Consider the following 20,401-nt stretch of genomic DNA (forward strand, 5'->3'; position numbering starts at 1 on the left):
AAGGCATATGTGCCTGCTGGGGTTTGGTGGCAGGGGATAATTTTAAAGTGATGGAGGGGAATTTAGAACTTGCTATATAGGGCCTTAAATAAAAGCACGATATTACTGTCTATTATATGGGAGAGCTTCATTGCGTTTTTTGTCCCTGCATTTCAAAAAGCTATTTCGGAATCAGATTATACTTTATTTAAACATATGAAACACCTGAAGATCACGCTGCTCCTGGTCATGCTTCTGGGCGTGAGCCCCTTCCTGCTTCTCAGCGCCGGTGCCTCCAAGGCTCAGAAACTGCGGCATGCGGTGGCTTTTAAGTTTAAACCCGAAGTTACCCCCGAGCAGATGAAGAAAGCTACGGAAGACTTCCATGCCTTGAAGGGAAAAGTGCCCCAGATACTAGAATTTGAGGGAGGACCGGATGTGGCCTTCCAGAAGAAGCGTGGAGGGTTTACCCACTGCTTTATTGTTACAGTGAGGGATGAGGAGGCGTTGGCAGCCTATGGGGCCCACCCAGACCACCAAGCCTTCAGCAAGTCTGTGGATCCGCTGCTGGCAGAAGTCATGGTGGTGGACTATTGGGCAGAGTAAGCAAAAGATTAACAGCAGGGGATGCCGCTGCCTCTGTTTGGGTGCAGCAGCATCCCCTGCTGTTGTCTACTCCCGCGGCTTGTTCGCGCCTCCCTGCCCCGGACTGGCGATGGAGTTGCGCATATCGGTGTCGGACTGGATGTTCTGCATGCGGTAGTAGTCCATAATGCCCAGGTGTCCACTGCGGAAAGCGGCGGCGATGGCCTGCGGCACTTCCACCTCCGCCTGAATTACGTTGGCACGCGCTTCCTGCGCCTTTGCCTTCATTTCCTGCTCCACGGCCACCGCCATAGCGCGGCGCTCTTCGGCTTTGGCCTCGGCCACGCGCAGGTCAGCCCCGGCCTGGTCTATCTGCAGTTTCGCCCCGATGTTCTCGCCCACATCGACGTCCGCGATGTCGATGGAGAGGATTTCGTAGGCGGTGCCCGCATCCAGGCCTTTCTGCAGCACCAGTTTTGAGATCATGTCGGGGTTTTCCAGCACGCTTTTGTGCGAGATAGAGGAGCCAATGGAAGTGACGATGCCTTCCCCCACCCGGGCCAGGATGGTCTCCTCGCCAGCGCCGCCTACCAGTTGGTTTATGTTGGCGCGCACCGTCACACGGGCCTTCGCAATCAGTTGGATGCCGTCCTGCGCCACGGCGGCCACATTGGGCGTGTTAATCACCTTCGGGTTCACGGAGGTAGTGACGGCCTCGAACACATTGCGGCCTGCCAGGTCTATGGCGGTGGCCTGCTTGAAAGACAGCGGGATGTTTGCCTTGTCCGCAGAAATCAGCGCTTTGATGACAGTTGGCACATTGCCGCCCGCCAGGTAGTGCGTCTCCAACTCGGTTGTCGTCAGGTCGATGCCAGCTTTGGTGGCGTTAATCATGGAGTTGACAATAAGGCTCGGCGGCACTTTCCGGATGCGCATGAACACCAGTTCCGCCAGGCCAACCTTCACGCCGGAGAAAAGCGCGGTGATCCAGAGGCTGATCGGCACGAAGTACAGGAAGATGACCAGGGCTACTATGACGCCTGCAATAATCAGCAATACGGACAGGTTTTCCATCTGTGTTTAGTTAGGAGATAGGTTCTACTATAATTTTATTCTGCTCCAGGCGGATGATGCGGACAGCGGCATTGGGCGCAACGAACTCACCACGGGTCTGTACCTCGTGCGGACGGTCGGCAAACAGCGCAGTGCCCTGCGGGCGCAGCGCCGACACGGTTCTCCCCTCTTCGCCTACCTGCAGCATATGGGGAGAGTCCTCATTCACATAGCTGCGGTTCCGGTCTTTCAGGGCAAACTTCGACCAACTATCGGAGCGGAAGCTGTAGACAAAGGCTGTTATACCTGCCAGTACCGAGATGGCCAGGATGATGTGCCCGATGGTGGTGCCGAGGGCAGCATAGCCGATCCAGATGCCGATGGCGGCGAGGATGAAACCAAGTATGCCCACCACGGTAGTGCCCGGCACGAAAACAAGCTCCACCACCACCAGCAGCAGGCCAATACCGATGAGCAATAAAACCGTGATCCAATCCAGTAGCATAGGGCAGGGAGCTTATATAGGTAAATATAGTGATTTAGAATTACGAATTACGAATTACGAATTACGAATTCTCAGCTTTGGGCAATCTTTGTCTGTGGGAGAAGCCCTGTATAAACAGCGCCGCCTCCGGTGCAGGAGGCGGCGCTGTTTATACAGGTTGTATATAGCCGGTGCTATCGCCGCTCATGGGAGACGATAAACGAACAACGGCCATCAATACGCTTTGGCGAAATACACGCGCTGCCTGCTTGGCTTGCCTGTCAGCATGTCCACGCCTTCCTCCTCCTCCGTGTCGAGGGCGATGCAGCGGATAGTGGCTTTTGTCTCTTCCTTGATGCGCTCCTCCGTTTCCGGGGTGCCGTCCCAGTGTGCCAGCACGAAGCCGCCTTTATTCTCCAGCACCTCTTTAAACTCCTCATAAGTGTCTACCCGGGTGGTGTGCTCCTCGCGGTAGTTCAGGGCTTTGCTGTAGATGTTCTGCTGTATCTCGTCCAGCAGAGCGGGTATATAAGCAGCGAGGGTGTCGAAGGCCTGCGTGCTCTTCTCCTTGGTGTCGCGGCGGGCCACTTCGGCGGTGCCGTTCTCCAGGTCGCGGGCGCCGATGGCCAGGCGCACCGGCACGCCCTTCAGCTCCCACTCGGCAAACTTAAAGCCGGGGCGCTCGGTGTCGCGGTCATCAAACTTCACGCTGATGCCTCTGGCCTCCAGTTCCTTCTTCAGGCCGTTCACCTTCTCGCTGATTTGCGCCAGTTGCTCCTCGCCTTTATATATGGGCACGATGACCACCTGGATAGGGGCCAGTTTTGGAGGCAGCACCAGCCCCTCGTCGTCGGAATGCGCCATCACGAGCGCGCCCATCAGGCGCGTGCTCACGCCCCACGAAGTGCCCCACACATGCTCCAGGCCACCGTCTTTCGTAGCAAATTTCACATCAAAAGCTTTGGCGAAGTTCTGGCCCAGGAAGTGTGAGGTGCCTGCCTGCAAAGCCTTTCCGTCCTGCATCATGCCTTCAATACAGTAGGTGTCCAGGGCGCCGGCAAAGCGCTCGCTTGGCGTCTTGACGCCCCGTATCACAGGCAGGGCGATGTACTGCTCCGCGAAGGTGGCGTATACCTCCATCATCTGCTTTGTCTCGGCAATGGCTTCTTCGGCGGTGGCGTGCGCGGTGTGGCCCTCCTGCCACAGGAACTCGGCCGTGCGCAGGAACAGGCGCGTGCGCATCTCCCAGCGCACCACGTTGGCCCACTGGTTTATCAGCAGGGGCAGGTCGCGGTAACTCTGTATCCAGTTTTTGTAGGTGCTCCAGATAATGGCCTCCGAGGTGGGGCGCACAATCAGCTCTTCCTCCAACCGGGCGTTCGGGTCCACGCGTAGCTTACCAGCGTTGTCAGGGTCGGTCTGCAGGCGGTAGTGGGTTACCACAGCGCACTCCTTGGCAAAGCCCTCGGCGTTCTGCTCCTCGGCCTCAAACAGGCTCTTGGGCACAAACAGCGGGAAATAGGCATTCTGGTGGCCTGTGGCCTTAAACATATCGTCCAGCACGCGCTGCATCTTCTCCCATATCGCATAGCCATAGGGCTTGATGACCATACAGCCGCGCACGGCGGAATTCTCAGCCAGTCCTGCTTTCTTTACCAGTTCATTGTACCACAGTGAGTAGTCCTCGCTTCTCTTAGGTAGCCCCTTGCTCATAATTTAAAACTCTTTTTGGTATATACCGCTTATCGTTAACGCGTTTGGAATAGATTTTGCTATATTAAGTATATAAAGCATCATATCATTCTGGCGTAAAATTACGTTAATATATTACACTATAAATAAGGATTTGCGCCATTGTGTGGTTATCTTTGATATAGCTCTAACTTAAGGGGTTCTTTACAGCACTAGCCATGAAAAAATATACCTTACTTACGATAGCCCCCGCCCTTGCGCTGCTAGCGGTGGGCTGCAGCAGCCCTGTAGCGATGCAGTCTACGGAGTACGACGACATGTACTACGGCGCATCCGACAAAACGGAGTACGTGCAGACGCAGGAGGCTACGGCTTCGTCGGGCCAGGAGTACCAGCAGCGCGGGGAGCCTGCAGAGGAGGCGCTTGCTGAAGGCGAGGTGCTGAACCCGGAGTATGCAGGCAGCGAAGCCGCCGTGAACAACTATTACACCGAGGAATACTACGACGGGCGTTCGTATGACCCGCGCGACAACTGGTACCAGCCGAACTACTCGTTCGTGGACCCTTACTGGGGATCGGCGTACTCGCCGCGCATGGCCAGCTACGCGTACTACGACCCCTTCTACGACCCTTTCTTTGATGATCCGTTTTCCTACAGCTCTTTCCGCCGCAACCCCTACTGGAACAACGGCCTGCGCCTTAGTGTGAGCTACGGGCTGGGCTGGGGCAGTGGCTTCTACAACCACCCGTACAGCAACTGGTGGCCCGGCAGCTACGGATACGGCCTCTATAACGGCTACCGCCACGGCTACTACAATGGCCTGCATAACGGCTACTATGCCAGCAACCCCTACGGCTATTACGACCGCCCGGTGATCATAACCAACCCGGTGCGTGTGCAGAACCGCCCGCGCGACTCGCGTAGCACTGTGGTTACCGAACGATCTTCTGTAGCAGGCAGGCCAGCCAGAGGCAATGTGTACGAAGGCGAAAGCAGGGGAGGCCGACAGGCTGCCACCAGAGGAGAGGCAGCAACCTCTCCGACAAACTCGCAGGAAAGCAAGGCCAGCCTCGAAAACCGCCCTGCCCGCCCAAGCCGCACCATCGAAAGCCGCCAGCGCCGCACGCAGGAGCCTGGGGTGGAAAGAAGCCAGGAGCAGCGACGCGAGGTAGTGCCCGCCCGTACAGAGCGTCCGGAGCGCCGCAGCACCCGCACTCAGGAGTTCCGGCAGGAGCGGCAGCAGGAGCAGCGCACATTTGAAAGCCGCCCGGACCGCACCTACGAAAGCCGTCCAGCGCGCTCTACCTTTGAGAGCCGTCCGGCGCCCTCCAGCAGCCCGGCGCAGCAAAGCAGCGGTTCATCCGGTGGTGGTCGTCCTCGTCGAGGCAACTAACAGCAATTCATTAAAAAGCTCAACCGAACATATATGAAAAAGATAGTTTTGGCCAGCCTGGCGTTCGCGCTGGGCTGGAGCGGAACTGCTTTTGCTCAAACCGAGGTGGATGCCCTGCGCTACTCTCAACTGGGCGTGGCAGGCTCCGCACGCACACAAGGACTGGGAGGCGCACAAACAGCTTTAGGCGCTGATGTATCAAACCTGGCAGGCAACCCCGCTGGTATTGGGATGTTCCGCCGCTCGGAGTTCAGCATTACCCCGGCTTTGCAATACAGCATTTCAGAGGCTACCGCAAACCAGGCAACGCAGTCCGACGAGCGCAACCTGCTCACTATTCCGCAGGCGGGCCTCATCCTCTCGAACCGCAAGGGCGACGAGGACGCCAGCGACTGGCGCGGCCTGAACTTCGGGATAGGCTTCACGCGGCTCAACAACTTCAACCAGCGGATCTCCTACCAAAACACCTCCGCCCCGCCCAACACCATTGTAGATTACTTTGCGGAGCGTGCCAACCTGAGGGCCCTGAATGCTGGCGAAACGCTGCAGGAAAGCCTGGATGACGAGTATGACGCCGGTTTCAACACGATAGAGGGCCTGGCCTACGGCAATTACCTGATTGATGTGCTGGAAGACGACCTCGGGCAGTATGCCGAGCCGCTCTATAGCTTAGGCGATATCGCCCAGAGCGAGGAGATCGAGCGCAGGGGGTCGCAGAACCAGATAGACATTGGCGTCGGCACCAGCTACCGCGACCGGATCTATATAGGGGCCTCTGTGGGAATCATAACCACGAACTTTACACAGGAGAGTATTTTCCGCGAGTCAGGCCACTATATAGCTAGCTTTAATGAAGACGGCAGCCCGGATGTGGAAGGAAATTACAGCCTGGAGCTGTACGATAATTTCACCACGCGCGGTGCAGGGGTTAACCTGAAGGTGGGCGTCATTGCCCGGCCCATCGACGCGTTGCGGCTAGGCGCCAGCATCCAGACGCCGACGGCCTTCACCCTGACTGACACGTACCAGCGCTCGCTGTCCTCCACCACGCTCAACCCCGACACCGGCGTGCCGGAAAGTTTTGAAGCCTTTGAGGACCCGGGCGACTTTACCTACCAGCTGACCACTCCGTTCAGGGCTACGGGCGGCGTGGCCGTTTTTCTGGGCAAATATGGCTTCCTGACCGGGGATGTGGAGTACGTGAACTACGCCAGCAGCCGCTTTAAAGAGGATGATGAGTTCGGAACCGGCACAACCGGCTTCTTCACCGATCTGAACGGCAACATCTCCAACACTTACCAGTCGGCGATGAACTACAGGATAGGCGCTGAGGGGCGTTACGAATCGTTCCGGGTGCGCGCAGGCTATGCCCACTCAGGAGACCCTTACCAAAGCGCTGCCCTGGATGGAGCCGTAAACTCCGTTACCGCAGGAGTGGGGGTGCGCCTCCAGAATTGGTATGCCGACCTTGCCTTTGTGAGTAGCAAGAGCGAGAGCCGCTTTTCGCCCTATCGGTTTTCATCCGAGGGCGGGGAGCCTGTAGTGGACCTTAACAACACGCAGAACTCGGTGCTGCTGACGGTGGGCTACAATTTTTAACGGCACCATATATAGAAGCTATATATAAAGATAGAGGCTATATATAAAAGACAGTTCCGGAAGCGGGGCTGTCTTTTTTCTTCCGGCCATATAGGGCGCGGCCGCCGGTCCGGTATATATGGCCGGCACCTATGGCGAAACGATATTATTCCTATAAATTTGATCAGAGAAACCCATATATAAACTGCATGCATCTCAAACTAAAAACGAATTTGCTGACTGCCATGCTGCTTTGCCTTGCTTTTGTGGCGCAGGCGCAGCAGAAAAAGGACCTTACCTTAGAAGACATTTACCAGAAAGGCGCCTTCCGGGCAGAATCGGTTTACGGCGTGAACTGGATGAACGACGGCCGCTACTACAGCTCCACGGTGCCGGACGAAAAGAACAGGGTGTACGACATCGTAAAGTATGACGTGACCACCGGCCAGCCTGTCGCCACCATCATCGAGGGCGAGCGCCTGGTGCCAGCCGGCGGCAACGCCCCCATCCAGTACGACGACTACACTTTTTCTTCGGACGAGCAGAAAGTGCTGTTCTCCACCGACACCGAGCGGATATACCGCCGTTCGTCCAAAGCGGAGTTTTATATATATGACATCGCCTCCCAAAAGCTGACGAAGCTGAGCGACGGCGGCCCGCAGCTATACGCCACGTTCTCGCCGGATGGCAAAAAAGTGGCCTTTGCGCGCGAGAACAACATGTTCGTGACCGACCTGGGCACGATGAAGGAAACGCAGATCACCACCGACGGCAAAACTAACTCCATCATCAACGGGTATGCCGACTGGGTATATGAGGAGGAGTTCTCTTTTGCCAAAGGCTTCCACTGGTCTCCGGACGGGAAGAGGATTGCGTTCTATACCTTCGATGAAACCAACGTGCCGGAGTATAACATGCAGCTGTGGGGCGAGCTGTATCCGCAGGATTACAAGTTCAAGTACCCCAAAGCCGGTGAGGCCAACTCGAAAGTGAAGGTGTCGGTGTATGACGTGAGCAGCGGCAAAACCGTGGAGATGGAAACCGGCAGCGAGGCCGATGTCTATATCCCGCGCATCAAGTGGACCGGCAACCCCAACCTGCTCTCCATCCAGAAAATGAACCGGCTGCAGAACACCCTGGAGATTCTGCATGCCAACGCCAGCACGGGCAAAGCGGATGTGGTGCTGAAGGAAACCAGCAAAACCTATATAGACGTCACCGACGACCTGACCTATCTGAAGGACGGCAAGCACTTCATCCACTCTTCTGAGAAAGACGGCTTCAACCACCTGTACCTCTACAGAATGGATGGCAAGCTGGTGCGCCAGATCACGGACGGCGCGTGGGAGGTAAGCGAGTTTGTGGGGTACGACGAGAAGAGTGACCGACTCTACTATATGTCCACGGAGGTGTCGCCGCTGGACCGCCACTTGTACAGCATCAGCAGCAAGGGCCGGAAAAAAGACCGCCTGACGGAGAAGCCGGGCACGCACGACATCAACATGAGCAATGACTTCAAGTACTACCTCGATTATTACTCCGCCGCCAACACGCCGCCCACAGTAAGCCTGCACACCGCCAAAGACGGCAAGCTGATAAAAGTGCTGGAGGACAACGAGGAGCTCAGAAACACGCTGGCGCAGTACAGCATCTCCAAGAAAGAGTTCTTCACCATTGACCTTGAAAACGGTGCTAAACTGAATGCCTGGATGATCAGACCGGCTGACTTTGACCCGAACAAAAAGTACCCGGTGCTGATGTTTGTATATGGCGGGCCTGGCTCCCAAACCGTGATCAACAGCTGGGGTGGCAGCAATTACCTGTGGCACCAGCTGCTGGCCGACAAAGGTGTAATTGTGGTGAGCGTGGACAACCGCGGCACCGGCGGCCGTGGCGCCGACTTCAAGAAGCTGACTTATGCCAACCTGGGCAAGTACGAGATTGAGGACCAGATCGCGGCGGCCAAGTGGCTGGGTGGGCAGCCGTACGCAGACAAAGACCGCATCGGCATATGGGGCCACAGTTTCGGGGGCTATATGACGCTGCTGGGCCTGGCCAAGGGCGATGGCGTGTTCCGGGCGGGCATATCGGTGGCCCCGGTCACCAACTGGCGCTTTTACGACTCCATCTACACCGAACGCTACCTCAAAACCCCGCAGCAGAACGCCGCCGGCTACGACGAGAACTCCCCGCTGTTCTTCGCCGACCAACTGCAGGGCGACCTGCTGCTGATCCACGGCACCGGCGACGATAACGTGCATTTCCAGAACTCCGTGGCGATGCAGGACGCACTTATCAGCGCCAACAAGCAGTTCGAGAGCTTCTACTACCCCAACCGCAACCATGGCATCGGGGGCGGCATCACCACGCTGCACCGTTTCAGGATGATGACCGACTTCCTGGAGCGCAAGCTGATAAACCCGGACGATGCTGAGGTGAACCAATAAAAAGGCTATATATAAATGAGGAAGGGCAGGCTATATATAGCCTGCCCTTCCTCATTTATATATAGCTTGCCTCCGGGGCTTGCACTACTTGTCTTTTACGCTCCTTGAGGTGAAGAACTTCTGCCCGCGGAGCAGTATTCTCATCCCGTTCCGTCTCAGCGAAATATCAGGCAGCATTTCCTCGTGCTCCTCAATGCCGTGCTTGTAGGTGGCGATGATATCCTTATAAGACAATACTCCGACAATGTTGTTGTCGTCGCTGGACACGACAGGAAGGACGTCTATGTTTTCTTTCGCCATCATCTCCACGGCGGTGCGCAGGCTGCTGTCCGTGGAGACAGAGATGTGCTTGCGCTTGATGAGGCTGCCAATGCTGCTCTCGGGGTTGTGGTGGTGGCTGAACAGGTTGGAAGAGCTCAGGATGCCCTTGAACGCGCCCGCATTGTCGGAGATGATGAAGTAATTGCTGTTGTAGTCCTGCTCCTTGCTGAGCCAGTCGCGCACCTCCTGGATGCTGTTCTCCTCGCTCAGCACCAGCCCGTGTTTGTTGGCGGCCTGTTCCGCCGTTACCTTCTCCAGAATGTCGGGCTCATAGGAATAAGGCGTCTTCACACCCCGGCGGGCTATCTTCTCCGTCATGATGGTGTTTTTCATGATGAAGAAAGAGATGATGTAGGAGGCCGCGCAGGCAGCCAGCAGCGGCAGCAGCGCATTCGCCTGCGAGGTGGACTCCAGAGCGAAGATAATGGACGTGAGCAGTGCCCGGGAAGCCCCCGCAAACATAGCCGACATGCCCACCAGGGCCGCCAGCGGAATCGTGATGCCGGACTCCGGGAAGAAATAAAGGACGGCGCTGCCCAGCAGCGAGCCGGTGGCGCCCCCGATAGTCAGTAAGGGAGCCAGCGTGCCGCCCGAGGTGCCGCTGCCCAACGCAATGGCCCAGGAAAGAAACTTGAGGATGCACAGCGAGAAGATAAGCTGCACCGTCATGTCGCCTGTTAGCAGGTCTGTGATGTTTTCGTAGCCAACGCCCAGGGTGCGCGGCGCGAAGAAACCGATGACACCGACTGCCAGCCCGCCGATGGCCGGCCACCACATCCAGTGGATGGGCAGTTTCTCAAAACCGTCCTCCACATAGTAAACGATCTTGGTCGTCAATACAGAGAGCACACCCATCGCAAGGCCGATGGCGCTGTAATAGGCGAGCGCAATGTTGCTGGGCATTGCAATAATTCCCTCCATCGGAAATACAGGCCCTTCCTCAAAAAGCAGGTGATGCCCTGCCGCGCCCGTAATACAGGCCAGCGCCACCGGGATAATGGAGCGCGGGGAGAACTCGAACAGCAGCAGTTCGATGGCCAGGAAAATGGCTGCGATGGGGGTGCCGAATATGGCCGACATACCGGCGGTGGCACCCGCTGCAAGTAATATCTTACGCTCGTTGTGGGTAATTTTCAGCAACTGCCCCAGGGTGGAGCCCAGCGCCCCGCCCGTCGCAATAATCGGGCCCTCCGCCCCGAAGGGTCCCCCGGTGCCTATGGCGATAGCGGAGGACAGGGGCTTCAGGTACGTGATGGAAGGCTTTATCTTACTTTGGTTCGTGAGCACCTGCTCCATGGCCTCGGGTATGCCGTGCCCCCGGATGGCCTTGGAGCCGTAGAGCGCCATCAGGCCTACAATAAGGCCACCCACGGCAGGTATAATGATTACGTAGAGCCCCAGGTCGTTTGCAGCCGGGCTTATGTATTCAACAGAAAACCGGCCGTAGAAGGCAATGTTGCTGACCAGGTCGATGAGGTAGATGAGCAGTTTGGCGATGCCGCTGATACAGGCGGCAACCAGGATTGCCAGGGCAGAAATTCTGAGTAGTCTTTTTTTGTCCTCGGTTATCCTGGGCCGGATGTTCTCGGATTCCAGCGTTGGCTTTAGCGCGACTGAAACAGGGATACCATTGTTTAAGTTTTTTGCTGATGTCATTAAAGAATTACTGTATGCTGTTGCCACCATTAAGCGGCTGATGTACTCGGGCGGTCGGGTGTTTCCCTGGCCCTACAACGCAAAGGTAATCAAAAGTACGCCAACTGGCAGTGCTTTCAGCAGGAAGAAGTCCCAGTGAGGCCTGATTTTGTGCAAGTTCAGCCTTGCCAATGAAGCACTTATATGTTGGTGCCAGGCTGAGGGCGCGGCTCATGCTCCTGCACGGCACAATTACAGCTTCACGCAAACGTTCTGCGACTCCGTGAAAAAGCGCAGCGCCTCAAAGCCACCCTCACGGCCCACGCCGGAGTTCTTCATCCCGCCAAATGGGGTCCGTAAATCGCGCAGCAGCCAGGTATTGACCCAGATGATTCCAGCGTGTACTTGGTGCGCCACACGGTGGGCACGGGAGAGGTTTTGGGTCCAGATGGTGGCGGAGAGGCCGTAGTCGGTGCAGTTGGCGTAGCGGATAACTTCTTCCTCGGTGTCAAACGGGGTGAGGGTGACGACGGGGCCGAAGATTTCCTCGGTGTTGGTGCGGCAGTCGCAGGGCAGGCCTTCTATCACGGTGGGAGATATAAACCAGCCGTTGGCGCAGCGCCCCGCTACCTGCACCCGGTGTCCTCCTGCCAGGATGGTGCCGCCTTCCTGCTTTGCCAGTGCTATATAGGACAGCACCTTCTGCATATGCCGCTCCGACACGACGGCTCCCTGCACTGTTGCCTCCTCCAAGGGATCGCCCACCGTCATGGCCTTTACCTTCTCCACAAACGCCTCCCGGAACTTTATATATAAAGGGCGCTCGACAAAAATGCGCGAGCCGCAGAGGCAGATCTGGCCCTGGTTGGCAAACGACGACTGGATGGAGGTGTGCAGGGCGTTGTCGAAATCACAGTCGGCGAAGATGATGTTCGGGTTCTTGCCACCCAATTCCAGCGACAGCTTCTTGAATAGGGGAGCCGCCGTGGCCGCGATGGAGCGGCCGGTAGCCGTGCCGCCCGTGAAGGAAATGACCGGCACCTTCGGGTGCGCGACGATGGCCGCACCTACTTTATGCCCGTAGCCGTGCACGATGTTGAGGACACCTGCCGGTAAACCAGCCTCCATGCAGATTTCCGAGAGCAGGTAGGCCGTCATGGGGGTTACTTCCGAGGGCTTCGCTACCACGCAGTTGCCGGCCGCCAGCGCAGGCGCAATTTTCCAGGTGAACAAATACAGTGGCAGGTTCCAGGGCGAGATGCAGCCTGCCACGCCGTGCGGGTGGCGGATGGTGTAATTGATGGCTTCGGTGCCCTCCATATAGTGCGCCTCCGAAGCGAAATGGGGAATGGCGGTGCCGTAAAAGCGCATGTTGCTGCTGGCCCGAGGGATGTCCACCGTCTTCGCCAGTTTCAGCGGCTTGCCATTGTCAGTAGATTCCGCTTCGGCCAGTTGGTCCAGGCACTCGTCTATCAGGTCGGCAATGCGCATCAGAAGCTGTCCGCGCTTTTCGGCAGGCGTTTTCGCCCAAGACGGGAAAGCCGCCTGCGCTGCCAGCACTGCCAACTCCACATCCTGTGCATCCGAGTCGGGGATGAGGCTATATACCTCCCCGGTGGCCGGGTTGTAGTTGTCTATATATTGCCCCGACACAGGTGGGGTTAGCTGGCCGTTGATATAGTTCTGGAGCTTTCTCACTGCGTTCGCAATTAGAAATTAAAAATTAGAAATTATGGGGAAGCGTAACCAGTTCTGGGTCCAACCACCCCAGGACATTTACCTCACACCAGCCCTCTCCTAAAAACAGGAGAGGGTGCTTTAGTTCTACTCCTTCCTTCTGCATAGCAAGCGCCTGCTTATATATGGTTGTATATGCTGGGCTTCATTTACAGCTATATCTTCAACTATAGTCTTTAAAATTAAAGGAGGCAGAACCAGACTCCCCTCCTTGGACAAGGAGGGGCAGGGGTGGTTGGATTACGTTTGCAGAACAATCAACAATCAACAACCACCAATCATATACTCCCCGTCCGCCCCCCGTCCACAGCCAGGCTGACGCCGTTTATATAGGCGGCGGCGGGCGTGGCCAGGAAAGCGGCGGTGGCGGCTACCTCTTCCGGCTCGGCAAAGCGGCGGGCGGGGATAGCGGCTTCCATCTCCTGCTGCACCTCCTCCCGGCTGCGCCCCGACTTTTCGGCCCGGCTCTCCACCAGCGACCAGATGCGGCTGGTTTTGGTGGAGCCCGGGAGTACGTTGTTGACCGTGATGCCAAACTGCCCCAGTTCGTTGGCCATTGTTTTGGCCCAGCTGGCTACCGCGCCGCGCGTGGTGTTCGACACGCCCAAACCTGGAATGGGCTCTTTCACGGAAGTGCTGATGATGTTGATGATGCGCCCGTAGCACGCTTTTTTCATGAACGGCACCACGGCCTGCACCAGTTGGTGGTTGTTGACGAGGTGCATGTTAAACGCCTTCAGGAACTCCTCCGGCTTTGCCTCCAGAATAGGCCCGCCGGGAGGGCCGCCCGTGTTGTTCACCAGGATGTGCATGGCGGCCTGCTCCTGCATATAAGCCTTTAGCTGCCTATATACCTCATCCGGGTTCGAGAAATCGGCCACGATATAATCATGCTGCTGCCCGCCGGTTCGCTCAAGTTCCCCGACTGCTTCTTTCAGCTTTTCTTCGTTACGGGCCACCAGCGTCACGCTGGCCCCCAGGGCTGCCAGTTCCAGGGCCACCGCTTTGCCGATGCCCTGCGTGCTGCCGCACACCATGGCGCGTTTGTTTTTCAGGTCTAAGTTCATAACCTGAATGTACGGAAATCCGCCCAAACCTGTATGGCCTATATAGCTGCGGACGTTGGTGAGGCTACCATTTTCAACTGCTTTTGCGTACCTTCAGGCTAGTAACCAAACGATACAGAACGATGGCCATAACACGACCTTTCAACTTCAAAGCCTGGATAGAGGAAAACCGCCACCTGCTGAAACCGCCCGTGGGCAACCAGCAGGTATATAAAGGCAACGACGATTTTATTGTGATGGTGGTCGGCGGCCCGAACGCCCGCAAGGACTACCACTACGACGAGGGCGAGGAGTTTTTTTACCAGTTGGAAGGCGACATTGTGCTGAAGATCATAGAAGACGGCAAGCCGGTGGATATTCCGATAAAAGAAGGAGAGATTTTCCTGCTGCCGCCCCGCGTGCCGCACTCCCCGCGCCGCCCGGCCAACACGGTGGGGCTGGTGATGGAGCGCTACCGCAAAGCGGGCGAGAAGGACGGCTTCCTGTGGTTCTGCGAAAACTGCGGCAACAAGCTATATGAGGAGTACGCCGACGTGACGGATATAGTGGGGCAACTGCCTGTGATCATGGACAACTTCTGGAAGAGCGAGGAGCGCCGCACCTGCAGCAATTGCGGCGAAGTGATGCGACCGCCTGTTCAGCCAGCCGGGGCGGCAAAATAAACTGCCCGAACCACACAACTCCTGACAAGCAAAAAGCAGCCAGCCCATACATACCAGCTATATATGGCCAGGCTGCTTTTTTACTGTCTGAGCCGCCATCTATATATAGGCAGAAGATAGAGCCGCGCTAAATTTTCTGCCTGTATTGATTGATTCCCGCCTGGCTACTTTTGCCACTCAACGTGCGTAGAAAGAAGAAAATCAGTATCTTGTTGGATTGCCTTTTGCCGCGCGTCCGGCAGCCAGACCACTTTCATCCTGTTCGTTCACATGCACGAGAAAAAGCTCCAAACCGCGTCCGTTGCGGGTGCCGACCTGTTCAAGATCGACATCCACACGCATATACTGCCGCGCACGTGGCCGGACCTGCGGGAGCGCTACGGCTACGGCGGCTTTGTAAGGCTGGAGCACCACAAGCCCTGCTGTGCCCGCATGATGATGGACGACAAGTTCTTCCGGGAGATACAGGACAACTGCTGGGACCCCGAAGTGCGCATGCACGAGTGCAGCCAGCACCGGGTGGGCGTGCAGGTGCTGAGCACGGTGCCCGTCATGTTTAACTACTGGGCCAGGCCGGAGCACACCCACGACCTGTCCCGGATGCTGAACGACCATATAGCCGGCGTGGTGGCCGACTACCCGGACCGGTTTGTGGGCCTGGGCACGCTACCGATGCAGGCGCCGGATCTGGCGGTAAAGGAGCTGGAGCGTTGCGTGAAAGAACTGGGGCTGGCGGGCGTCCAGATCGGCACGCACATCAACGAGCATAACCTGGACTCGCCTTACCTCTTCCCGGTTTTCCAGGCGGCGGAGGAATTGGGCGCAGCTGTTTTCGTGCATCCCTGGGACATGTTTGGCAAGAAGAAGATGAGCAAATACTGGCTGCCCTGGCTGGTGGCTATGCCCGCCGAGACAAGCCTCGCCATCTGCTCCATGATTTTCGGCGGTGTGTTCGAGCGCCTGCCGAAGCTGCGCGTGGCCTTTGCACACGGCGGCGGCTCTTTTCCGGCCACCATCGGCCGCATCGCCCACGGCTTTGAGGTGCGGCCCGACCTCTGTGCCGTCGACAACAACGTGAACCCCCGCGAGTACCTCGGCAGGTTTTACCTGGATTCGCTGGTGCATGAGCCGAAGGTGCTGGAGTACCTGGTGGAGTTGGTGGGGGCAAACTGCATCGCCCTTGGCACTGACTACCCGTTCCCGCTGGGCGAACTGGAGCCGGGCAAACTCATCGAATCCATTCCTTATGGGCAGGCCACCAAAAACCGCATGCTGCACGGCACCGCCCTGGAGTGGCTGAACCTGCAGAAAGAGCAGTTTGTGAAAGGGAGTTGATTTCTAGTTGCACTGCATAATCATCGTGGCTGGACAGATATGCAAGGCCCATTTGATACTGACATTGCATATATTCCCTATATGATTTATAGATAGCTCTGCTCCCAAGAACCTCGCAGCGTGCGCACCCGCCCCGCAGGCTTGCGGGAGCTCCTGCGAGCGTCTGCCGCAACGCCTGTTCCTCTCATCCGTAACTCAAAACGCAAATTCGTATATTCGCAGCGTTCCCAAAACAATACCTGCCGCGGCAGCTTCTATATATAAAATCCGCATGAACTACCAGAATACCCTTGCCTTTGCGCAGGAGCAGGACCGGCGCGACCCGCTTTATCACTTCCGGGATCGCTTTTACTATCCGCAGGTAAACAGGCAGGATGCCATCTACTTCTGCGGCAACTCCCTGGGGCTGCAGCCAAAATCGGCGCAGATGTACATCGACAATGAAATGTACAAGTGGGCGAACCTGGCTGTGGAAGGCCACTTTAAAGGAGAGGAGCCCTGGGTGAATTACCATGAACTGCTGGCGCCGGGTGCTGCCCGCGTGGTGGGGGCCAAAGAGAGCGAGGTGGTGATCATGAACCAACTGACCGTGAACCTGCACCTCATGCTGGTGTCTTTCTACCGCCCGCAGGGCAGGCGCTATAAAATTATCACCGAAGGCGGCGCTTTCCCCTCCGACCAGTACGCGCTTGAGACACAGACAAAATTCCATGGCTATAACCCCGATGATGCCGTCATTGAACTGTTCCCGCGCGAGGGGGAGCACACGCTGCGCACGGAGGATATACTGCAAAGCATACAGGCACATGCCGACGAGCTGGCGCTGGTGATGATGGGCGGCATTAACTACTACACCGGGCAGGTGTTCGATATGGAGGCCATCACGAAAGCAGGGCATGCGGCTGGTGCTTTCGTTGGCTTTGACCTGGCGCACGCCGCCGGGAACGTGCCGCTGCGCCTGCACGACTGGGATGTGGACTTTGCCGTGTGGTGCACCTACAAATACCTGAACTCCGGGCCCGGCGGCACCTCCGGGGTATACGTACATGAGCGTTTCGGCAATGACCTTTCCATCCCGCGTTTTGCCGGCTGGTGGGGGCACAATTCAAAAGAGCGCTTTCAGATGAAAAAAGGCTTCCGGCCGATGGCAGGGGCGGCAGGCTGGCAACTGAGCAACAGCCAGATTCTGCCGATGGCCGTGCATCGCGCCTCGCTGCAGCTGTTCGACGAGGCAGGCATGGAGAGCCTCCGCGCCAAAAGCGAAAAGCTGACGGGCTACCTCGAGTACCTGATAGATGACGTGAAGGCGGGGGAGGACGTGCTGGAGATGATTACGCCGCGCGACCCGCAGGCCCGCGGCTGCCAGATTTCGCTGCTCGTGAAACAGCACTCCCGCCTGCTGTTCGAGCGGCTGATGAACGCCGGTATTATTGTGGATTACCGGGAGCCGGACGTGATCCGGGTGGCACCCGCGCCGCTCTACAACGGCTTTGAGGAAGTGTACCGCTTCTCCGAGATTCTGCACCAATGCCTCCGGGACGTGTAGAGGCACGGGCGGTGCAGCCGGCAGGCGCGGCAAAATCTTCGCCTGCCGGTTATGCTTTTGTTATCCGTTTATATATAAATGCTAGGTATATGGTTAAACGTAGCGTGGTAAAGGATAAGAATGAACTTTACGATTGAAGACATACTGCTCGGAGCATCCGTGCTGCTCCTGATAAGCATCCTGATCAGCAAGAGCCTGGGCCGGTTCGGTATCCCGGCGCTCATCCTGTTCCTGGGCGTGGGTATGCTGGCCGGCTCGGAGGGCATCGGCGGTATACACTTCGACGATTCTCTTACGGCACAGTCAATGGGCAGCATTGCTCTGACGCTCATACTTTTCTCGGGAGGCCTGGACACGCGCTGGGAAAATATACGGCCAATCCTATGGCGTGGGGTGGTGCTCTCCACGCTGGGGGTTTTTATCACGGCCATGCTGCTGGGGGTGTTTGTTTCCTGGGTTACGGGCTTCACCCTGCTGGAGGGGTTGCTGCTCGGCTCCATTGTTTCCTCTACCGATGCGGCGGCCGTATTCTCTATTCTCCGCTCCAAAAACCTCGGGCTCAAACACAACCTGAGGCCCACACTGGAGCTGGAGTCGGGCAGTAACGACCCGATGGCCTATTTCCTGACGGTGAGCTTTACGTATCTGGTGATGAACCAGGAGGAGGCCAGCATCCTGCAGCTGGTGCCCATGTTCCTCATGCAGATGAGCATCGGCGGAGCCATGGGCGTGGCCATGGGCCGGGGCATGGCCTGGGTTATCAACAACATCAAGCTGCAGCAGGAGGGGCTGTACCCGGCGCTCACGCTGGGGATGGTTATCTTCACCTACGCGTTTACCAACCTCATCAGCGGAAACGGCTTTCTGGCTGTCTATATAGCGGCGGTGGTGCTCGGCAACAAAAACTTTATCCACAAGGGCAGCCTTACCCGGTTCTACGACGGGGTGGCCTGGCTCATGCAGATCATGATGTTCCTGACGCTGGGCCTGCTGGTGTTTCCCTCCGAGATGCTGCCCGTCATCGGCACGGGCCTGCTCATCTCGCTGTTCCTGATGTTAGTGGCCCGCCCCGTCAGCGTGTTTCTCGGGCTCGCCTTTTTCAAAGTGTCCCTGCCCGAAAAATTGTACATCTCCTGGGTGGGGCTCCGGGGGGCGGTGCCCATTGTGTTTGCCACCTACCCCTTGCTGGCGGGCGTGGAGAAGTCGGGGATGATCTTTAACATCGTGTTCTTTATCGTACTCACCTCCGTCATGCTGCAGGGCACCACGCTGTCGGTGGTGGCAAAATGGCTCGGGCTGAGTGAGCGGGACAACAAACCAAAAAAGATACAGCTGGGGGAGGAGATGGGGTACGATGCCAAAAACGCCCTGGTGGAGGTGGAACTGACAAGCCAGAGCACCGCCATCGGCAAATCTATTGTGGAGCTGCTGTTTCCCAGAACCGCGCTGATTGTGCTGATAGACCGGGGAGGGAAATTCGTGACGCCCAATGGCGGCACTGTGCTGGAGAGCAACGACAAGCTGCTGGTGATGGTGGACAACGACGAGGAACTGGAAAAGGTGAACGCGGCTCTGGGCCTATAGCCTGAGTACCCGGGCGAGCACTCTCCCTGGAGGCATCGCACATCCTATACAGTTAGTAACACCCATATCGGATGGGTTTTGCGCAGCGGGTATGCGCAAAATCTTAGTGGATAAGGGCATAATCTGTGAGGCGCGATACAAATGTCCTGTGTCCTTCTACTTCTATATAAAGTACCACTGCTGGCAGGCTACTGCTCAAATCGGGGCCATGCGGTTTCATTTTAGCCCCGGATGTGCTATTTTTGTACCGCATGATGCTGCACAGGAAAACGACAGGCTATTATTTCCGCTATCCGCTTATGGCGGTGATGCTGCTCTGGGCGCTCACCCTGCCGGGGCAGGAGGTGGCGGTCTATAGCTTTCTGTTTCATGGCACGGCATCCGGGTTAACCCTCCAGTCGGCGACAGCTGCAGGCGAGGGGCAGGCGGCGGTACAAGAGCAGGCGGTGCAGGCATTCCAGGACGCCAGAGTGTCTTCCTGCCCGGAGATAGACCTGGCGCAGCCCATAAAGCAGCCCCTGCTGCTGCTGGCCTTTGCCGCACCCACCAACGAACCGATCCCTGCTTTTTCCACAGGCGCTGCAGGAGTCAGGCTTTTAGCGCAGCTGCTGCCCGCCACGCTGCAACCCAACGCTCCTTAGGGCTTCCTCCTCTTTCTCTTTTTTCAGAAGGCAAGCGCGTGGTTGCGCCCCTGGCCGCGCCCGCTTTTGGCGGGATATGCCATATGGAGGCGGACTGCGCCCGCAGCGCAGTCCGCCCAGAGCCATGGGCCTGGCTGGCATGCTGCCGTGCCTTCTGCCTTTCATCTTATTCAGAAGCGGGCGCGGCCTCCCAAAAGCATTGCCGGGCCTGTTCGGGTTAGCTGTAAATAGAGCGCTATGGCAAACTTTGCAATCGTTATTTCATGGGCGGCCATCACCGGGATCATGGTGGGTTTGGTCGCCCCGAAGAGGAGCCTCTTCTGGTATCCCGGGGAGCAGAACAGGATAAACGTCCTCGTCATATATGGCTTCCTGCTCCTGATGTCGTTTATCGTTTTCGCCGTAACGGAGTAAGCCTGCCGGAGAGCGGGAACCGCGGGGGCTTATATATAAAGTTCATATATAAACGCCCTAACAAAATGAGCTTCATCTGCTTTGTCATCCTGCAAACTATATACCCGGAAGGACGGGAAAACTGTAACTAAACCGTATAGCTGCCCGGCATTTATATAGGGCACTTCTGCCGCGCATAAAGTCTGGCCAATTGTTCCGGAGCCCGCATGATGGCAGCATGCAGAGATGAACGCAATTTACCGTATAT

16 protein-coding genes are annotated in these 20,401 nt (G+C 57.1%); 10 read left to right on the forward strand and 6 right to left on the reverse strand.

The genetic code is table 11. The annotated features are described in order from the left end of the window. Positions 1–195: 195 nt before the first annotated feature. Positions 196–585, forward strand: coding sequence for a Dabb family protein (locus GSQ62_RS12240; protein WP_161889764.1), 390 nt, complete (start codon positions 196–198; stop codon positions 583–585). A gap of 66 nt (positions 586–651) precedes the next feature. Here GSQ62_RS12240 and floA read toward each other — a convergent pair whose 3' ends face one another. From floA to proS, 3 genes are all read right to left on the reverse strand, one after another. Then, positions 652–1,638, reverse strand: a complete 987-nt coding sequence (gene floA, locus GSQ62_RS12245) for a flotillin-like protein FloA (RefSeq protein ID WP_161889765.1) — start codon at positions 1,636–1,638, stop codon at positions 652–654. A 10-nt stretch (positions 1,639–1,648) separates the two neighbouring features. Then, on the reverse strand, positions 1,649–2,122 hold the full coding sequence (locus GSQ62_RS12250) for an NfeD family protein (protein WP_161889766.1): 474 nt from the start codon (positions 2,120–2,122) through the stop codon (positions 1,649–1,651). 213 nt (positions 2,123–2,335) lie between these two features. Beyond that, positions 2,336–3,814 carry a proline--tRNA ligase gene (proS, locus tag GSQ62_RS12255; protein WP_161889767.1) on the reverse strand — a complete coding sequence of 493 codons (1,479 nt, stop codon included), beginning with the start codon at positions 3,812–3,814 and terminating at the stop codon, positions 2,336–2,338. A gap of 197 nt (positions 3,815–4,011) precedes the next feature. Between proS and GSQ62_RS12260 the strand changes: the two genes are divergently transcribed. The 3 genes from GSQ62_RS12260 to GSQ62_RS12270 all read left to right on the forward strand — a co-directional run bounded on the left by GSQ62_RS12260 (position 4,012) and on the right by GSQ62_RS12270 (position 9,212). Continuing rightward, the gene (locus GSQ62_RS12260) at positions 4,012–5,187 is read left to right on the forward strand and encodes a hypothetical protein (protein ID WP_161889768.1); all 1,176 of its coding nucleotides are present in this window, start codon (positions 4,012–4,014) and stop codon (positions 5,185–5,187) included. 33 nt (positions 5,188–5,220) lie between these two features. Next, on the forward strand, positions 5,221–6,786 hold the full coding sequence (locus GSQ62_RS12265) for an OmpP1/FadL family transporter (RefSeq protein ID WP_161889769.1): 1,566 nt from the start codon (positions 5,221–5,223) through the stop codon (positions 6,784–6,786). Positions 6,787–6,974: 188 nt separating this feature from the next. After that, the gene (locus tag GSQ62_RS12270; RefSeq protein ID WP_161889770.1) at positions 6,975–9,212 is read left to right on the forward strand and encodes a S9 family peptidase; all 2,238 of its coding nucleotides are present in this window, start codon (positions 6,975–6,977) and stop codon (positions 9,210–9,212) included. Between the two features lie 84 nt (positions 9,213–9,296). Here GSQ62_RS12270 and GSQ62_RS12275 read toward each other — a convergent pair whose 3' ends face one another. The 3 genes from GSQ62_RS12275 to GSQ62_RS12285 all read right to left on the reverse strand — a co-directional run bounded on the left by GSQ62_RS12275 (position 9,297) and on the right by GSQ62_RS12285 (position 13,972). Continuing rightward, positions 9,297–11,189 (reverse strand): chloride channel protein, encoded by a 1,893-nt coding sequence (locus GSQ62_RS12275; protein ID WP_161889771.1) that lies wholly within the window; start codon positions 11,187–11,189, stop codon positions 9,297–9,299. A 231-nt stretch (positions 11,190–11,420) separates the two neighbouring features. Next, the gene (locus GSQ62_RS12280) at positions 11,421–12,866 is read right to left on the reverse strand and encodes an aldehyde dehydrogenase (RefSeq protein WP_161889772.1); all 1,446 of its coding nucleotides are present in this window, start codon (positions 12,864–12,866) and stop codon (positions 11,421–11,423) included. Between the two features lie 317 nt (positions 12,867–13,183). Continuing rightward, complete coding sequence (locus GSQ62_RS12285; RefSeq protein WP_161889773.1) at positions 13,184–13,972, reverse strand: SDR family oxidoreductase; 789 nt, start codon at positions 13,970–13,972, stop codon at positions 13,184–13,186. Positions 13,973–14,094: 122 nt separating this feature from the next. On the opposite strand from GSQ62_RS12285, the gene GSQ62_RS12290 reads away from it, so the two are divergent. The 6 genes from GSQ62_RS12290 (at position 14,095) to GSQ62_RS12315 (ending at position 20,154) form a co-directional block, all read left to right on the forward strand. Beyond that, positions 14,095–14,634: a 3-hydroxyanthranilate 3,4-dioxygenase gene (locus tag GSQ62_RS12290; protein WP_161889774.1), complete on the forward strand. Its 540-nt coding sequence runs from the start codon at positions 14,095–14,097 to the stop codon at positions 14,632–14,634. Between the two features lie 270 nt (positions 14,635–14,904). Continuing rightward, positions 14,905–15,969 (forward strand): amidohydrolase family protein, encoded by a 1,065-nt coding sequence (locus tag GSQ62_RS12295; RefSeq protein ID WP_161889775.1) that lies wholly within the window; start codon positions 14,905–14,907, stop codon positions 15,967–15,969. 271 nt (positions 15,970–16,240) lie between these two features. After that, the gene (gene kynU, locus GSQ62_RS12300; protein WP_161889776.1) at positions 16,241–17,515 is read left to right on the forward strand and encodes a kynureninase; all 1,275 of its coding nucleotides are present in this window, start codon (positions 16,241–16,243) and stop codon (positions 17,513–17,515) included. 120 nt (positions 17,516–17,635) lie between these two features. After that, positions 17,636–19,099 carry a potassium/proton antiporter gene (locus GSQ62_RS12305; protein WP_161889777.1) on the forward strand — a complete coding sequence of 488 codons (1,464 nt, stop codon included), beginning with the start codon at positions 17,636–17,638 and terminating at the stop codon, positions 19,097–19,099. Between the two features lie 233 nt (positions 19,100–19,332). Next, the gene (locus tag GSQ62_RS12310) at positions 19,333–19,740 is read left to right on the forward strand and encodes a hypothetical protein (protein WP_161889778.1); all 408 of its coding nucleotides are present in this window, start codon (positions 19,333–19,335) and stop codon (positions 19,738–19,740) included. Positions 19,741–19,977: 237 nt separating this feature from the next. Beyond that, positions 19,978–20,154, forward strand: coding sequence for a hypothetical protein (locus GSQ62_RS12315; RefSeq protein ID WP_161889779.1), 177 nt, complete (start codon positions 19,978–19,980; stop codon positions 20,152–20,154). Positions 20,155–20,401: the final 247 nt, after the last annotated feature.

Source organism: Pontibacter russatus, assembly GCF_009931655.1.
GTDB lineage: Bacteria > Bacteroidota > Bacteroidia > Cytophagales > Hymenobacteraceae > Pontibacter > Pontibacter russatus.

Bases quoted from the DNA above. Each gene is read 5' to 3' on its own strand.
- GSQ62_RS12240 (WP_161889764.1), top strand. From the start codon at position 196: ATGAAACACCTGAAGATCACGCTGCTCCTGGTCATGCTTCTGGGCGTG.
- floA (WP_161889765.1), bottom strand. From the start codon at position 1,638: ATGGAAAACCTGTCCGTATTGCTGATTATTGCAGGCGTCATAGTAGCC.
- GSQ62_RS12250 (WP_161889766.1), bottom strand. From the start codon at position 2,122: ATGCTACTGGATTGGATCACGGTTTTATTGCTCATCGGTATTGGCCTG.
- proS (WP_161889767.1), bottom strand. From the start codon at position 3,814: ATGAGCAAGGGGCTACCTAAGAGAAGCGAGGACTACTCACTGTGGTAC.
- GSQ62_RS12260 (WP_161889768.1), top strand. From the start codon at position 4,012: ATGAAAAAATATACCTTACTTACGATAGCCCCCGCCCTTGCGCTGCTA.
- GSQ62_RS12265 (WP_161889769.1), top strand. From the start codon at position 5,221: ATGAAAAAGATAGTTTTGGCCAGCCTGGCGTTCGCGCTGGGCTGGAGC.
- GSQ62_RS12270 (WP_161889770.1), top strand. From the start codon at position 6,975: ATGCATCTCAAACTAAAAACGAATTTGCTGACTGCCATGCTGCTTTGC.
- GSQ62_RS12275 (WP_161889771.1), bottom strand. From the start codon at position 11,189: ATGACATCAGCAAAAAACTTAAACAATGGTATCCCTGTTTCAGTCGCG.
- GSQ62_RS12285 (WP_161889773.1), bottom strand. From the start codon at position 13,972: ATGAACTTAGACCTGAAAAACAAACGCGCCATGGTGTGCGGCAGCACG.
- GSQ62_RS12290 (WP_161889774.1), top strand. From the start codon at position 14,095: ATGGCCATAACACGACCTTTCAACTTCAAAGCCTGGATAGAGGAAAAC.
- GSQ62_RS12295 (WP_161889775.1), top strand. From the start codon at position 14,905: ATGCACGAGAAAAAGCTCCAAACCGCGTCCGTTGCGGGTGCCGACCTG.
- kynU (WP_161889776.1), top strand. From the start codon at position 16,241: ATGAACTACCAGAATACCCTTGCCTTTGCGCAGGAGCAGGACCGGCGC.
- GSQ62_RS12305 (WP_161889777.1), top strand. From the start codon at position 17,636: ATGAACTTTACGATTGAAGACATACTGCTCGGAGCATCCGTGCTGCTC.
- GSQ62_RS12315 (WP_161889779.1), top strand. From the start codon at position 19,978: ATGGCAAACTTTGCAATCGTTATTTCATGGGCGGCCATCACCGGGATC.